This is a genomic window from Bradyrhizobium murdochi, assembly GCF_000472965.1.
GTDB classification, from domain to species: domain Bacteria; phylum Pseudomonadota; class Alphaproteobacteria; order Rhizobiales; family Xanthobacteraceae; genus Bradyrhizobium; species Bradyrhizobium murdochi.
In genome coordinates this window covers 86,014-99,287 of sequence record NZ_AXAU01000021.1, presented here as the reverse complement: position 1 = coordinate 99,287, position 13,274 = coordinate 86,014, and the positions used below count along the sequence as shown (strand labels likewise).

At 59.8% G+C, this 13,274-nt stretch carries 17 protein-coding genes and 2 pseudogenes; 2 read left to right on the top strand and 17 right to left on the bottom strand.

Translation table 11 applies throughout. The features are described from left to right. Positions 1-17: 17 nt before the first annotated feature. From YUO_RS0130140 to YUO_RS0130070, 15 genes and pseudogenes are all read right to left on the bottom strand, one after another. Positions 18-1,208: a DegT/DnrJ/EryC1/StrS family aminotransferase gene (locus tag YUO_RS0130140; RefSeq protein WP_235782878.1), complete on the bottom strand. Its 1,191-nt coding sequence runs from the start codon at positions 1,206-1,208 to the stop codon at positions 18-20. Positions 1,209-1,213: 5 nt separating this feature from the next. Continuing rightward, a complete protein-coding gene (locus YUO_RS0130135) occupies positions 1,214-1,483 on the bottom strand; it encodes a DUF6129 family protein (RefSeq protein WP_028350588.1) in 270 nt (89 codons plus the stop codon). 34 nt (positions 1,484-1,517) lie between these two features. Continuing rightward, entirely contained in the window at positions 1,518-1,877 is a 360-nt protein-coding gene (locus YUO_RS0130130) for a DUF3024 domain-containing protein (protein ID WP_028350587.1), read from the bottom strand. Between the two features lie 15 nt (positions 1,878-1,892). Beyond that, positions 1,893-2,132 carry a nitrogen fixation protein NifZ gene (locus tag YUO_RS0130125; RefSeq protein ID WP_028350586.1) on the bottom strand — a complete coding sequence of 80 codons (240 nt, stop codon included), beginning with the start codon at positions 2,130-2,132 and terminating at the stop codon, positions 1,893-1,895. Continuing rightward, entirely contained in the window at positions 2,129-2,449 is a 321-nt protein-coding gene (locus tag YUO_RS0130120; RefSeq protein ID WP_028350585.1) for a nitrogen fixation protein NifZ, read from the bottom strand. The genes YUO_RS0130125 and YUO_RS0130120 overlap by 4 nt, the downstream gene beginning before the upstream one ends. Next, on the bottom strand, positions 2,446-3,219 hold the full coding sequence (locus tag YUO_RS0130115; protein WP_028350584.1) for a 4Fe4S-binding leucine-rich repeat protein: 774 nt from the start codon (positions 3,217-3,219) through the stop codon (positions 2,446-2,448). The genes YUO_RS0130120 and YUO_RS0130115 overlap by 4 nt, the downstream gene beginning before the upstream one ends. Continuing rightward, positions 3,209-3,744 (bottom strand): annotated as a pseudogene (locus tag YUO_RS42210) (hypothetical protein). Before YUO_RS42210 ends, YUO_RS0130115 begins: the two are co-directional and overlap by 11 nt. Further along, a complete protein-coding gene (locus YUO_RS42205; protein ID WP_225673100.1) occupies positions 3,741-4,082 on the bottom strand; it encodes a HesB/IscA family protein in 342 nt (113 codons plus the stop codon). The pseudogene YUO_RS42210 and the gene YUO_RS42205 overlap by 4 nt, the downstream one beginning before the upstream one ends. 26 nt (positions 4,083-4,108) lie before the next feature. Next, positions 4,109-4,321: a 4Fe-4S binding protein gene (locus tag YUO_RS0130100; protein ID WP_028350583.1), complete on the bottom strand. Its 213-nt coding sequence runs from the start codon at positions 4,319-4,321 to the stop codon at positions 4,109-4,111. 11 nt (positions 4,322-4,332) lie between these two features. Continuing rightward, complete coding sequence (gene nifB / locus YUO_RS0130095) at positions 4,333-5,832, bottom strand: nitrogenase cofactor biosynthesis protein NifB (protein WP_430649570.1); 1,500 nt, start codon at positions 5,830-5,832, stop codon at positions 4,333-4,335. Positions 5,833-6,172: 340 nt separating this feature from the next. Further along, a complete protein-coding gene (locus YUO_RS0130090; protein WP_035727959.1) occupies positions 6,173-7,036 on the bottom strand; it encodes an SIR2 family NAD-dependent protein deacylase in 864 nt (287 codons plus the stop codon). Further along, complete coding sequence (gene nifT, locus YUO_RS0130085; RefSeq protein WP_028350580.1) at positions 7,033-7,257, bottom strand: putative nitrogen fixation protein NifT; 225 nt, start codon at positions 7,255-7,257, stop codon at positions 7,033-7,035. The genes YUO_RS0130090 and nifT overlap by 4 nt, the downstream gene beginning before the upstream one ends. A 4-nt stretch (positions 7,258-7,261) precedes the next feature. Then, the gene (gene nifS / locus YUO_RS0130080; RefSeq protein WP_430649568.1) at positions 7,262-8,446 is read right to left on the bottom strand and encodes a cysteine desulfurase NifS; all 1,185 of its coding nucleotides are present in this window, start codon (positions 8,444-8,446) and stop codon (positions 7,262-7,264) included. A gap of 11 nt (positions 8,447-8,457) precedes the next feature. Next, positions 8,458-8,748: a NifU family protein gene (locus YUO_RS0130075; RefSeq protein ID WP_028350578.1), complete on the bottom strand. Its 291-nt coding sequence runs from the start codon at positions 8,746-8,748 to the stop codon at positions 8,458-8,460. Between the two features lie 16 nt (positions 8,749-8,764). Then, complete coding sequence (locus tag YUO_RS0130070) at positions 8,765-9,088, bottom strand: HesB/IscA family protein (protein ID WP_028350577.1); 324 nt, start codon at positions 9,086-9,088, stop codon at positions 8,765-8,767. Positions 9,089-9,368: 280 nt separating this feature from the next. Here YUO_RS0130070 and YUO_RS0130065 point away from each other — a divergent pair, with 280 nt between their 5' ends. Then, on the top strand, positions 9,369-9,959 hold the full coding sequence (locus YUO_RS0130065) for a hypothetical protein (RefSeq protein ID WP_028350576.1): 591 nt from the start codon (positions 9,369-9,371) through the stop codon (positions 9,957-9,959). 15 nt (positions 9,960-9,974) lie between these two features. On the opposite strand, the gene YUO_RS0130060 is transcribed toward YUO_RS0130065, so the two are convergent. After that, a complete protein-coding gene (locus tag YUO_RS0130060; protein WP_028350575.1) occupies positions 9,975-10,382 on the bottom strand; it encodes a Rieske (2Fe-2S) protein in 408 nt (135 codons plus the stop codon). 969 nt (positions 10,383-11,351) lie between these two features. Between YUO_RS0130060 and YUO_RS45255 the strand changes: the two are divergent. Continuing rightward, positions 11,352-12,061, top strand: a pseudogene (locus tag YUO_RS45255) (DinB/UmuC family translesion DNA polymerase); the annotation flags it as partial. Positions 12,062-12,186: 125 nt separating this feature from the next. Here YUO_RS45255 and YUO_RS0130040 read toward each other — a convergent pair. After that, positions 12,187-13,260, bottom strand: coding sequence for a hypothetical protein (locus YUO_RS0130040; protein ID WP_028350572.1), 1,074 nt, complete (start codon positions 13,258-13,260; stop codon positions 12,187-12,189). Positions 13,261-13,274: the final 14 nt, after the last annotated feature.

Here is a 13,274-nt window from a genome sequence, read left to right as displayed (position 1 = left end):
ATTGATGATTCTTCGGTTCAATAAATTGCTGCGCCAGCGCCGATGTTGATTGACGCATCCTTCACCGTCTCCACGATAAACTCGATATGGTCGCTGGTCAGATGGGTGTGAAATGGCAGTGCCAGGGCGCGATCGGCGATCTTCTCCGTGACCTGGAAATCGCCATGCCGATAGCCGAGATCAAAATAATGCCGCTGCAAATGCAACGGATGGCAATAGGCGGCGGCCTCGACCTGCTCGATGCGCAGGTCATCTACGATGGCATCGCGGCTGGAGCGCGTGAAGCGTGTCCCGAGATGGACGAGATAGAGGAACCAGTTCACGCCGGTCGCATCGGGAGCCACATAGGGCGGCTTGATACCCTCAAAGGATTGCATATGCGCGTTGTAAAGCTGTTCGGCGAGCCGGCGCCGCTCCAGGATTTCCTCGAGGCGCCTTAGCTGCGCAAGACCCAGCGCAGCTGTGAGATCGCTCATGCCGGCCTGGTGGGGCGCTGCGCTGCTGATGACAACGGAGGAGCGTTCATCCAGCCGATGTGCGCGATGGCGACGTAAGCCAACGGCCAAGTCGATGTCATCGGTCACCACCATCCCGCCTTCACCGCAGGTCAGGGCCAGTGGCTGGGCGAAGTCGAACACGGCGATATCGCCAAAACGGCCGACGAGCTCGCCCTTGTATCGCGATCCGATCGCTTCGGTCGAATCCTCCAGGAGCGGCAGCTGATGGTGCTGCGCGATCGCGCGCAGCTCCGACCATGGCGCTGGATGGCCATTGGGGTTGCCACCTATAATCGCCCGCGTGTTGGCCGTGACACGCTCTTCGACCTTCGCCGGAGCCAAGGCTCCCGACCAATAGTCGACGTCGGCAAATACGGCCCGCGCGCCCACTAGACTGATAGCATGCACCGTCTCGCGAAACGAATAAGGCGAGGCAATCACCTCCTGCCCGGGTCCGACGCCGAGCGCTTTTAGCGCAAGCAAAAGCCCGATCGTGCCGCTGGGGACGGCAACGGCATATTTGCGGCCAAGGTAGGCGGCGAAGGCTTTCTCGAAGACGTCAGTGATGGGTCCATTGGAGACTCGCGGCGAACACAGCAGTGCTTCAACGGCAGAGAGCTCGGCGGAGGTGATATCGGGATCGGAGAGCGGAATGAAGGATACGGCCTCGATCGCTTCTGTGCCGTCGTCGTGATCCTCTGCGAGTGCAATGCCGGTCACCGTCCAGTACTCCTTGTCGCCAGCAGGATACCAGTCGCGCGTGCCGGATCGGCCGTGATCTGCACGCAGCGATCGCAGCCATCGATGAGATGCAGGTCGAAACGCGGAAACTTAAGGAACGGCTGCTCCGTCACGTCAGAGGCATCACAGCGCGTCACGGCGAGCTGCGGAAAGCGGCGCCGCAGCTCGGAGAATGAGCTTGCATCAGGCTGCGCTGCCGCAAGCACTCGTTCGATTTCGATCAGTTCGTCTGTGCCAAGCGCCATCGCGGCTCCCATATAACTGGTTCCAAAATCAGCTTTATTGCCAGAACAGCCGCTCGGGATCGGTATTCAATTCTTCGATTGCGGAGGTCAGGCGGTAGTAAATGCTATAAAACTCCCAGATTCCGTTTGCGTGGTTCTTTCGAAACAGCTTCCACATCCCGTTCACCGTGTCATAGTGGACTAGCGCGACGTCGATGAGGCCGCCGTCCTTATCGATATTGTGAGAGCAGCAGGGACTCTCGATCAGATAGCCACCCCTCACCGGTTTCACATTCGGCGAGACATAGCGATAGCGCTGGCGCGAGCTCAAGGCGCGCTCGATCCGCTTGCAATCGAGCTCGTTCGGATGAGGGTTAGTCCCGATCCCTACTTTTCTCATTACCGCGGCATTCATTGCGAACGGCTCCCCTCAAAGCATTGTGATTTCTTCTTCAAGACAGCCGACGACCAGCCGCTCGCCGTACTCGACGAGATAGATTGGCACGTTCGCTTCGGTATGCCTTCCGACCTGCACGATCTCGCCGATCGCTCCGGCGCCGATCAAGAGTCCGTTCACCGGTGCGTCCGGAAAGGAGCCGTCGTTAATGAGGTCGACCGCCGCCTTGACGCGCTGGCCCCATTGGTACTTCGGCAGCCTCGGGTCGATCACGGGGCGGCCTCTTCCGGCAACGGCAGGTCCTCAAGCTCCTCGCGCGCCACCACCGGCTCGAGCTCCTTGCGCTTCATGCCGACGCGGTTGCCGCTTTCGAGAAATTCGACGCCATAGATGTAGAACTGCTGCAGGAAAGTGCCGATTGAGACGACGTAACCCACCTGCCCCTTTTTGGCGAGGATCTCGCCAACTTCCTTGCCGGCATAGGTTCCATCATTGCGGACGGTGCGGTTGGCCCGCACCTTTTCGCCGAAGCTGAAGAAAGGTGGCCCGGTGAGCTCGACGACTTCGCTGTCGCGAACGAAGTTGCTCATGTCCCACTCTCCCTCGGTCGTTCGGGCCGGATCGCCACGCGCGCGCGGGCGACTTCCTGCACCATCGAGTCCTCGTCCTCGGCCAACTCAGCCAGCTCGTCCGTCGTAATGCGGCTTGCCACCTCATAGCGGACGCGCCAATCCGGATCGCGGCGCAGCACGCTGAGCGAATCCGGAGACAGCCGCCGTGCGATCTCGAGCCGCACGCTCGAATCGCGATCATTGACCATGCCGAGAAGCCACTCACAGGGAATGCGTAGCGCAACCACGCGGCGCACCTCGGGCTCGTCATCGTTCATGAGGGGCCCAAGCAGCGCCGGCGCGATCCGGCTCGCCACCACCAGGCGGACGAAATAGTCCTGATCCGACAGCATCGGCGCCAGCTCCTCGCCTTTCAGCAAGGTAGCAACCCGCATCCTCACCTCCCGATGCGGGTCGCTGCGCAGCCGCAGCACAAAGCGCTTGGGAAGGCGGCGCGCCGCGTTCCAGCGCACGGTTTCCTCAGCGTCATCGAGCAGCATCGGCAGCAGGAATAGGTTAGCGTGTTTGGCCGCGATCGCGCGCACCTCGAAATGCGGATGAGTGATGTAAGCGTCGGCCAGCGCCGGATTCCAGTTGAAGAAGCGGTCGATGCGGCGGGCATAGCGGTCGTTGACGCAGGCTTGCATCAAGCGGCAGCCGCCGCTGGCCCTGAGCCCGAGATGCGTGCAGGTGCCGCAGTCAACCTTGTTGCCTAGCCAGTCGCGGGCCTCATCGATGTCACCCGTCATCGTCCTGTCCCATCCGCTCCAGCACGTCCAGGAGCACCTTGGCGCCGATCTTGTCGGTCGGGTCGAGCTCTACGAGCTTGCTGGCAGCCGCGTGCCCTTCATTGAGATTGCCGCGCCGCATCTGCGGTAGGCGTAGGCTTTCAGTGAAAATAAATAGAAGCGCAGCAGGCTGTTCTCGTAGCAAGCGGAAGCAGCATCGGTCGCGCTGACCCACCGCCAGTCGTCTGAGAGACCGTTTTCACGAGCTGCTTTAGAGATGCAGAGCTTTGCGACGTCCAACGCCTCGGCCAAGCGAGCCTTGTAGAAATAGAAGCGGTAGAATCCGATCAGAACGGCGGCGTGTCCCGGCGTCAGCGCCTGCGCTTCGTGCAGGTGTTTTTCCGCGATCTCGTCCAGGTGATAGGAGAGCCCGGCCCGCCGCAGATGATCCTCGGCTTCGCACGGCAGGCCCTTTCCGAGTAGCGTGTGCGCGATGAGCGCGCCCTCGCTTCCGGACACTAGATCGCCTGCCCCATCGAGGTTCATCGGCAGCTTTCCTCTTCTAATGGGCAGCCTTTGCGGTGTTGCTGGAGCAGCACACCCGCTTCTGGGAAGATCAGCCCGGTCTGCACAGTGGTGTCGGTCAAATCGATCGTGAGCCCCCCAAGCATTAGCTGGTTCTCGGCATTGAGAAGCAACTTTAGGCCGTTGCGCTCGACGCCTTGCTGACCGGGCCGAGGTGCCGGCGCAACACCCATATCGGCGGGTAATCCCGAGCAACCATCTGCCGTGACGGCGAGCCGGACGCTGGCGCCAGCGGTGCCATCGGCACGCAGCACGAAACTCGCGAGTTTTTCAGCGGTGGGCGCCAGCGTGAAGGTCATAGGCTCGAGCCTATTTACGCCCGCGCCTAGTAGCGCGGCAATGAGGTGTCGATGACGCATGTGTTATCGACCGGGCACACCGCGACGCATTGCGGCTCTTCGAAATGGCCGATGCACTCGGTGCATTTCTTCGGGTCGATGACGAACGTCCCGCCTTTCTCCGAGATTGCGACATTCGGACATTCCTGCTCGCAAGCCGAGCAGCTCGTGCATTGCGAGGCAATGATCTTGAACGGCATCGACGTCTCCCTCAAGCAGCCGAAATCAGCGCGCTCTGCCGGATCGCCGCCTCGCTCCTGTCGACATACTGGATCTCGCCGCTTTGGACCCTCTCAAGATAGGACTTGAACCAGGCGATTGCTGATTTTTCGATGAACTCATGGGCGTATTGGTCGACTGGTTCGATCCCGGCCTTCAACAGATTGCTCTTCGGACAGCCGCCGATCTTGGCCACGAACACCGCATGGCAGTCGTTGATGGCGTGGATGATGGTGGCAAGGCTCTCCTCCTCGCCATAACCGCCCCGGCAATAGTGATCGACGCGGCGATGGCCGACTAATTTGGCGCCCGTAGTCGATAGTTCGTACACTTGGAACTCCTTGGCATGCCCAAAGTGCTCGTTGATCAGGCCCGAGCCCTTCGTCGCCACTGCAACTAAGAGCTTGATGCCGCTCATCTCGCTGGCGAGCTCGGCGAGCTCTTCCTGCTCGGCAGCAACCTTGGCGACGCGCTCCTCCTCGACCTTGGCCTGATAGGCCTTGCGCATTTCCAGGTCATATTTGACGTCCATGGCCATAACCTTCTCGGTAGTGAACTCCGCGCTGCGGTCCTCGCCGAGCAGGCCGACAGCGTCGGCGCGGCACTGCCGGCAGTGCCGCATCATGTTCATCTCGCCTTTGCAGACATCCTGCAGTGCCTTCAATTCCTGTGCGGTCGGACCCCGCTGGCCGTTGAGCCCGAATACGGTGCCGTGCTCGGGCGCGGAGATCAGCGGCATGATGTTGTGTAGGAACGCGCCGCGCGATTTGACCGCCTTGTTGACCTCAACCAGATGCTGGTCGTTGATGCCTGGGATCATCACCGAATTGATCTTGCAGAGGATGCCCCGCTCAGTCAGCATCTCGAGGCCTTGCAGCTGGCGGTCGTTGAGGATCTTTGCGGCTTCGAGGCCCGTGTAGCGCTTGTGGTTGTAGAAAATCCACGGATAGATTTTGGCGCCGATTGCGGGGTCGACCATGTTGATGGTGATGGTGACATGGTCGATCTTGAAGCGGGCGATCGTGTCGACATGGTCGGGCAGCATGAGGCCGTTGGTCGACAGGCACAGCTTGATGTCGGGAGCGGCCCTGGCCACCAGTTCGAAGGTCATGAACGTCTTTTTCGGATTGGCCAGGGGATCGCCAGGCCCCGCGATGCCGAGCACGGTCATCTGTGGGATGGTGGAGGCGACCGCCAGCACCTTTTTCGCCGCCTGCTCCGGCGTTAGTTTTTCGCTCACCACGCCCGGGCGCGATTCATTGGCGCAATCATATTTACGGTTGCAGTAATTGCATTGGATGTTACAGGCGGGCGCAACCGCAACATGCATGCGGGCGTAGTGATGATGCGCTTCTTCGCTGTAGCAGGGATGGTTCTTGACCTTCTCCCAGATCTCGGTCGGCAGCTCACCCTGGCCGGCTTGCGAGCCGCAGCTCGCCTTGCCGCTGCCGCCGGACGTGCCGCAGCCCTTGTGCTCGGCGATCGCCTGCATGATCTCGCCGATGTTGACGGCGCTCCCTGCCAAGCTTGCTTCGTCCAGCGCTGATACGTCCATCCTAACCATTCTCCCTGCAGGCGGAAACTGAAATCAAGATTTGCAACTCGCGTGCCATGGCCGAAATGGTGAGCAATTTTGATCTAAGCCAAAAAAGTAAGCCGCCTGCCTGGGCTGACCGTGGAAGCGAAGCCTTGCACGACATTAGAAATGTTCGAAGTGTGACAGGCGTCTTGATCCTGACATGGAGATGAGCGCAGTCATTTCCTGGCGCGAAACGCAAGACAACTCGCGTGCGCCCGGCACGCGAGCAACATCGACCCATATACAAGTTCTGTCAGCCGGCGAGCAGTATCTCGATCGCGCGCGGGAGCGGGATCGCAAGCGGCGTCAGGCCCTGTTCGACCAGAAAGCGCAGCTCATTCCTGGACAGCACATCCGGTTCCACGATGGCGTAATGAACACCGGCCGAGCGCTTGGTGAGCTGCCGCGCATAGGTTCGCAGCAGCTGATCGTTGAAGCGGCAGCCGATGAAGAGAAATCTTCGGCCATTGCGCCGCTCTTTCACCACATCGGGGATTGGCGTCTGAATGTCGATCTCGGTCAGCACCTCGACATAGTCGGCGTCAGAGATCAGGAAGTTCCTGGCAGGCAGCACGCCGCCGTGCGGCTTGTAGAGGACCGTGGTCCAGCTCTGCGCCACAGCGCGATCGACCTCTCTGCCCTCCGCATCATAGAAGCGATACCAGCGATCCTCGCCGATGCCGGCGCGGCTAATGCCCTGCACCTCGCCCCACCCCTCGTGCTTGCCAAGCGCCGCACGCATCTCGCCGTCATACCAGGCATCGACGATGACAGGCAGGGACAGCGCGGCGAGATGGTGATGCAGTGGTGTCGGCTCGACCGGCGCAGCAAAGGCCTGCGCCATCAATGCCGTCACGGTGGAGCGATGCTTGTTGCTCTCGATGTGCTGCGCCGACGCCCAGACGTTGCCCTTGGCCCGGCGCGGCAGCGCGACCTTGGTAGCGAAGAAGCCAGCCAAGGCCTCCGGAGTCGAAGGCGCATCCGTTTTGGACAAATCGGCCAGGCCAGGTCCGAGATAGGGAACAATGCTGCCGGCACGCAGCCGGTTCGCGACGTCGGTGAGAATCGCCTCCGCATCGGCCGCGTTGACAAAGTCGATTTGCGGGGCCGTCTTCATCGCTCGTCCGCGCCCTCGCCACGCTTTCGGGCATTGACCGTGATCGGCAGCGGCGTATCGCTCGCCATTTCGGGCAGATCGAGCACCCAGCCATTGGCTATTCTGATCCAACCGCCCCACAGCCTCTCGTGCTCCGATTCAATGATCGGCTCCTCGAGATCTTTTTTCGGCACGTAAATCGACAGGCCGGCCTCCGGAGAGCGGCGAATCATGACTTTCATGAGATCAACTCGTGTATCGGGGCGAATTGCTGGCGGGATGGGGATGCTCTCGTGACATGGCGCGCAGGTGAGCCACGATGCCGGACATTACGCGGACGACCTGATCGATTTCTTCGAAGGTGGTTTCATGCGATAAGGAAAAGCGCACCGCGCCGCGCAGGCTCCTCGCCGGCACGTTCATGGCGCGCAGCACATGAGACGGGTCCATTGAAGACGAGCTGCAAGCTGATCCCAGCGAAGCGGCAATGCCCGCGCGATTGAGATGGTGGACGATTGCTTCCCCTTCGAGATCTTCGAACGCGATGTTAGCCGTGTTCGGCAGCCGGTTACTGACATCGCCGAGCGCCATGCAGCGGCAGTTGTGCAAAATTGCCTGCTCCAGGCGATCGCGCAACGCACCAATGCGAACGCGCTCCGGCTCGAGCCGCTCGGCCGCAAGCTCTGCAGCTTTTCCAAGACCGATAATGCCAGGGATGTTCTCGGTTCCGCCGCGGCGCCGTCGTTCCTGTGCCCCGCCCCAGATCAGCGGCCTGAATTTCGTGCCTTGGCGTAAATAGAGCGCTCCAATCCCCTTGGGGCCATGCAGCTTATGCGCGGACAGCGACAGCATGTCGATAGCGCTGTCTTTCAGGTCGATGGGCTCTCTGCCTATGACCTGCACCGCGTCGGTGTGAAACAGCGCGCCTGCCGCACGCGCCAACCCAGCCAGAAACTCCACCGGGAAAATCGTTCCGGTCTCGTTGTTGGCCCACATAACCGACGCAATCGCCGTGCGTGGTCCAAGTGCCCAGCGAAAAGCCTCGACGTCAAGCCGTCCGCGCGAGTCCACCGGGATCACATGCGTCTTGATGCCCCTTGTCGCCAATTGCTCGACCAGAGTGAGGATGGCGGAATGCTCGACGGAAGTGGTGACGATCTCGTCGCGCCCTTCCTGGGTCGCAAGCGCAGAAAGGATGGCGGTATTGTTGGATTCGGTCCCGCCGGAGGTGAAGACGATCTCATGATCGTGGGCGGCTCCCAGCAAATCCTGCAGGCTGCGGCGCGCCTTCCCGACCGCGCCCGCGATCTCGCTGCCGAAGGCATGGGTGGACGAGGCATTACCGAACCGCTCTGTAAAGAACGGCAACATGGCTTGCAAGACACACGGATCTGCCCGTGTGGTCGCATTGTTGTCGAGATAGATCGGCACAAACGCCTCGTTCAATGCCGCGCATTAGCGACGCCGGCGACCGGGATCAGGCGAACGAATTCGCCGAGCCTTTCGACCAGCCGCGCCTGAATGCTTTCTAGCGTCACGCTTGAAAGCTTGCAGAATACGCAGGCACCAGTCAGCTTTACCATGATCTTGCTGCCCTCGGTCCCGACCAGCTGACAGTCGCCGCCGTCGCGTTGCAGATTGGGCCGGATCTCCTCGATCACAGCGCGAATGAGTTGCTCCCGATCGCTCTCAATGACCGGCGGTTGCCTTAGTTGTTCTGGTTCCACCAGCATGCTTCGATTTCTCTTTTCATCTGCTGAAGGATTTTCCGCAGGAGCAGCTCGAGCTGGCGTTTGGATTGTCGAAGGTGAAGCCCGAGCCCTCCAGCGCCACCACGAAATCGATCGTGGTGCCGGCGAGGTGCTCATGGCTCTTATTGTCGACGAACACCTTGATCCCGTCGCGCTCAATGACGGTGTCGTCGGACTTTGCCTCGTCGGCAAAACCCATCTTGTATTTGAATCCGTCGCAGCCGCCAGCCTCGACCATGATGCGCAGGCCGCTCGTCGGCTGCGCCGAAGCCGAGATCGCGCTCTTGAGCGCATTCACTGCGCTATTCGTCAGATTGATCATGGCACTCTTATTTTCCCAAGTCGTTTGCATGAGAATTGGCAAGTCGCATGCCAGCGCGCACGAGCTTGACAATGCTTACCTTTTTCGAAATCGCGCCTGTTGGCTTTGCGACGCGTGTCGGGTTGCTGACAAGGGGTTTTCGAGGGATCGCGGGAGCTTTTAAGTGTCTTCCTTATGGATTAGCCGATGAAGCGTTACGAACGCGGCGGCAAACAATTTGCATTGCGTCTTCTGCCGCCGGAGTGTCCGGCGATTGTCTTGGATCAAGGGATGATTTTTTATGACTGCAATCGAGAACACCGCGCTAGGCCGGTTGGAGAAGGAGGGACGCCTGCTCAATGCCATATTCAAGGGCGGGACCACCAAGCAGGGCCGGTTCGGCTTTCGCGGCGATATCGCCCTAAAATTCCAGGCCCAGGTCGCCGACGAGAAGCGGCCGCCCCACTATTCGATCGAGCAGGTGCTGACGGTCGTGCAGGAAGGCGAACGCAGCATTCCGGTGCTTGCCGGCTATCTGCACTGCTTCGCTTATCTTGCTGATGTCGCAAATGTTCTTGACGGCGCGCTAAGTCCTGATGGCACCTACTTCATGTTTTGCAACAACATAGACCTGTTGGCGAAATATCGCATCAAGCTCCGTGGTATCACCTTCAACGTGCTGCCGTGCGATGAATCTACCGTTTGGAAGGAGATGATGGACCTGGCCGGGGTCGACAAAAATGACATTAAGAAGCTCGACGCGCCCGGCAAGCTCGACTACCTGCTCGACGCAACCAAGGGTATCGATGCGTCCTATGATGAGATCTCTTACGAAGACGGCCTGAAGAGGATGGAACCCGTAAGAAACCGTAACGAGAACCGGCCGGTCTGAGCAATGGCTTCAACTTTAGCCAGAGGAATCCTCCTCCTCGACAAGCCGCACGCCGGTCGCGCAGATATCGCCGTCCAGCACCGTCAACGCGACCGGCGTGAGACTGCTGCCCTTGCACCGGCCGTCCACACAGCGGCCCGTGCCGAGCTCGAAGGTCGAGCCGTGTTTGCCGCACATCAGCCGCATACCGAGGGGATCGAAAAACTGGTTGCGTTCCCAGTCGAGATTGACGCCAGTGTGCGGGCATTTGTTGAGATAGGCAAACACCCGCTTGCCCCAGCGCACCACGACAATGGGCCACGGCCTGTGGCCGCCGTCTTCGTCCACTATCATGAGGTGGAAGCCCATGGCGCGCTGGCTTGGAATATCGTTGAAGCCGCAGATTGCATAGGCGATATTCGACTGCGTCCGCCGCTCGTTCATGACAAGAGAACCTTCAATTGATCATCCTGCGATGACTATGCAAGAATCGCGCAAAGTACCGGATCGCCCTACCTGTCTTTGGAGTCCGGCGCGCCGTCGTCGCAAAACGAGAACCGCTCGATCATCGGACCAACGAGCTTTGTGGGATCAGGCACCGCTTGGCTATTCAGGAATCGGATCGCAGCAGATCCAGAGCCATGTGGCCGCGCGATGGCTTCTGTTATTTGCTCAGAACCTTCTTAAGATTAGCGACCGGCGCGGCGCGCTTTTCAGCTGGCAGGCAGTCAAGATTCTGCAATTCGCCGTTTGACGGCCGGACACCGGGAACGCTGAGTGCAAATGCGGTTCAGCATCGCCGCGCTGACATCAAATTAGCAATTTCCGATGCTTGTCTAGCATCTTTTCTGCTCCGCCAAGCACCTCAGCGCTGCGATATCTATCGCCGACTTCTGGGGGGCGAGGCCCTCACGCAGGCTTCCATGCGTACCACGCAAGCTGGAAGGCTCCGAAAGAATCGCAGTACCTGCGATCTACGTGATATACGATGGAGCAAAATAAGCCTCCCATCTTCAGACCTGCTCCTCCTCGGCAACCGGCGCGACACCGAGGCTGACGCCAGTTAAGAGGCCAGTCCAGATGTCTCGTTGAAGAGGTCCAAGGGCGTCGTTCTGCCGCTCGAAGAGCACCTCGAAGTCGACCCTTCATCGTGAGACACGCGGATGGCACCTACTCCTATTACTGCTACCACATCCCGACCATCCTTAATGCGGGCCGCTTCCCGGTCGCGCGTTTTGGAATCCTGGCCTTGGAAGAATGTGCCGCTCAATCGGGAATCGATGCGCAAGGCTCGGGCACCAGATACGATCCAGCACTACACCGTTCAGCGGCTGAAGGCGGAATTCGATCTGGTCTGGTCTTCAATGACGATGGGTCAGGCGAAGCCGCTGACTTGGTTGCCATCAAGGATGCCTGCAAAACGTCCCATTGGCGCGGGACGTGGCGTTGGCGATCCGTACGAAGATCAAGGAGGTAACCGGCCTCAATGCCTCCGCCAGCATCTCCTACAACAGCTCGCCTCCGACCATCGCAAGCCGAACCGCCAGTACGTCATCACTCCTGAGATGGGGCCCGGCGTTTGTAGAAGCCCTGGCGGTCGACAAATTCCACGGCATCGGGCACGCAACCACAGCCAATGTATGGCCTTGGCCTCTACACGGGCTCGATATGCGCAATCAGTCGCTCGAGTTCATGCAGGTTAATTTCGGCTAGGCGGGTGAGTATTACTATTGGATATCGAGAGGCGTCGCTAATCGCGAGGTCCGTCCGAACCGAATCCGGAAGTCGGTCGGCGCAGAGAATACCTTCCTTAACGACCTGACCGAAATCAAAGCTATGGCCGCCGAACTTCAACCATTGATCGACAAGGCCTGGCAGTACTGCGAAGATAAGGGCGCGCTAGGCCGGACGGTTACCCTCAAGGTAAAGTTCAACGACTTCGAAATCAACACGCGCAGCAGGTCGGTGCCCTCCGCGATTTTGAATCGCGCGGAACTCGAACGACTATCGATCGCGCTGCTTCAGAACGAGATGCCTTTTCGAAGCCAGTCCGGCTGTTGGGGGTGTCGCTTTCGTCGTTACAAGGCAACGAGGCAGAGCTGCAGCTTGGTCTATCGATCTAACGATCGCAGCTCACGCATCATCGTATAGCTATCGCCGCCGCAGAAGCCTTCGCGGGAACCCGCGATGAGCGGAACGAGCCGAGGCTTCCGTGTGCTGTTTCCTGACGCTAGCGCAGCGATCCAGGCTATTCGTAGGGCAATTCGCCGAACAGACCGATCATAAGGTTACCGTCGAGTTGCGCAAACGGAATATCGACGTAGTGATCGGGATGCCGTGGTTTGGCTCTGCCGTCATCCGGGCCATTTCTGGTGTGGCCACGCACCTGCTCGCCGCTTTCCTTAATATAGGGCAGGATCACCAATCGACCATGGTTTACCGAGTGAATTGTGCCTTCCTTCCATAAGGTGCTTCCCTCGGACTCCTTGGTGGACGTCGTCTGTTTGACCTGCCAGCCGATACCGCCATCTTCCTCGTACCAGAAAACGATGCCGTTCGAGACCAGCACCTTTTGACCATTGGCCAATGCTTCTGCCCGCATACGCTGCACGCTTGCCAGTTGCAGCAGCTGGTTGGCGCGTGGCAACAAGATCTGGCGGATCTTGGCCTTGGTCTTTCCCCAATGGTCGTCGGCGCTAAGGCCGAAGCCGTTGGCGATTCGCGCCCGCATGGCTTTTTCAGCGGATCGCTCACCGGCCGTGTAAGGCTTGGACCATTTGTTGTCGTGCGAGAGATAAAGAATGGAGCGGTGCCACCTGCGATCCGTCTCCCGGACCGTCACGATCACGACCCTCAGATAGGGCATGTCTGAAAGCTGGTCGCTCAATTGCTGACGGAAAGGAGCCGACTCCGCAGGCAGCACAATTGCGGAAGGGTCCGGTCGCGGATCATTGACGTGCCGGCGGCGTGCCTCCGCGAGCATGAGCTCCTCTTCGTCGCGAAGGCGTTCTTTGGATTGCAGGTTCTTCGCGACTTTGAGCTGAAGCGAAAGCTTGCTCGCGGCATCCATCTCGCGCGCAGCGAGCGCGTCGTGGAGCATCTGATTGAGCGTGGCGGCGGCCGATCGTGCGGTCTCGCCATCCGGATAAACGTCGCCGCGTACGCGTCCATTCTCGGTCGGCACTCTGCGGTCGCGCCATATCGGAGCCTTGTCGCCCTGCTCCACCAGCTCCTGCATCAGCCAATTGTCGAACAGCGGGCGATAGTGCGGCCACACCGCCAGTGCGGTGTCAAAATCTCGGGCATTGTCTCCCCACTTCATCGCATGGCCTCGCG

Bases quoted from the DNA above. Each gene is read 5' to 3' on its own strand.
- YUO_RS0130065 (WP_028350576.1), top strand. From the start codon at position 9,369: ATGACTGCAATCGAGAACACCGCGCTAGGCCGGTTGGAGAAGGAGGGA.
- YUO_RS42205 (WP_225673100.1), bottom strand. From the start codon at position 4,082: ATGACCTTCACGCTGGCGCCCACCGCTGAAAAACTCGCGAGTTTCGTG.
- YUO_RS0130135 (WP_028350588.1), bottom strand. From the start codon at position 1,483: ATGGCGCTTGGCACAGACGAACTGATCGAAATCGAACGAGTGCTTGCG.
- nifT (WP_028350580.1), bottom strand. From the start codon at position 7,257: ATGAAAGTCATGATTCGCCGCTCTCCGGAGGCCGGCCTGTCGATTTAC.
- YUO_RS0130130 (WP_028350587.1), bottom strand. From the start codon at position 1,877: ATGAATGCCGCGGTAATGAGAAAAGTAGGGATCGGGACTAACCCTCAT.
- YUO_RS0130060 (WP_028350575.1), bottom strand. From the start codon at position 10,382: ATGAACGAGCGGCGGACGCAGTCGAATATCGCCTATGCAATCTGCGGC.
- YUO_RS0130070 (WP_028350577.1), bottom strand. From the start codon at position 9,088: ATGATCAATCTGACGAATAGCGCAGTGAATGCGCTCAAGAGCGCGATC.
- YUO_RS0130075 (WP_028350578.1), bottom strand. From the start codon at position 8,748: ATGCTGGTGGAACCAGAACAACTAAGGCAACCGCCGGTCATTGAGAGC.
- YUO_RS0130040 (WP_028350572.1), bottom strand. From the start codon at position 13,260: ATGAAGTGGGGAGACAATGCCCGAGATTTTGACACCGCACTGGCGGTG.
- YUO_RS0130090 (WP_035727959.1), bottom strand. From the start codon at position 7,036: ATGAAGACGGCCCCGCAAATCGACTTTGTCAACGCGGCCGATGCGGAG.
- nifB (WP_430649570.1), bottom strand. From the start codon at position 5,832: ATGCAGGCGATCGCCGAGCACAAGGGCTGCGGCACGTCCGGCGGCAGC.
- YUO_RS0130120 (WP_028350585.1), bottom strand. From the start codon at position 2,449: ATGAGCAACTTCGTTCGCGACAGCGAAGTCGTCGAGCTCACCGGGCCA.
- YUO_RS0130100 (WP_028350583.1), bottom strand. From the start codon at position 4,321: ATGCCGTTCAAGATCATTGCCTCGCAATGCACGAGCTGCTCGGCTTGC.
- YUO_RS0130115 (WP_028350584.1), bottom strand. From the start codon at position 3,219: ATGACGGGTGACATCGATGAGGCCCGCGACTGGCTAGGCAACAAGGTT.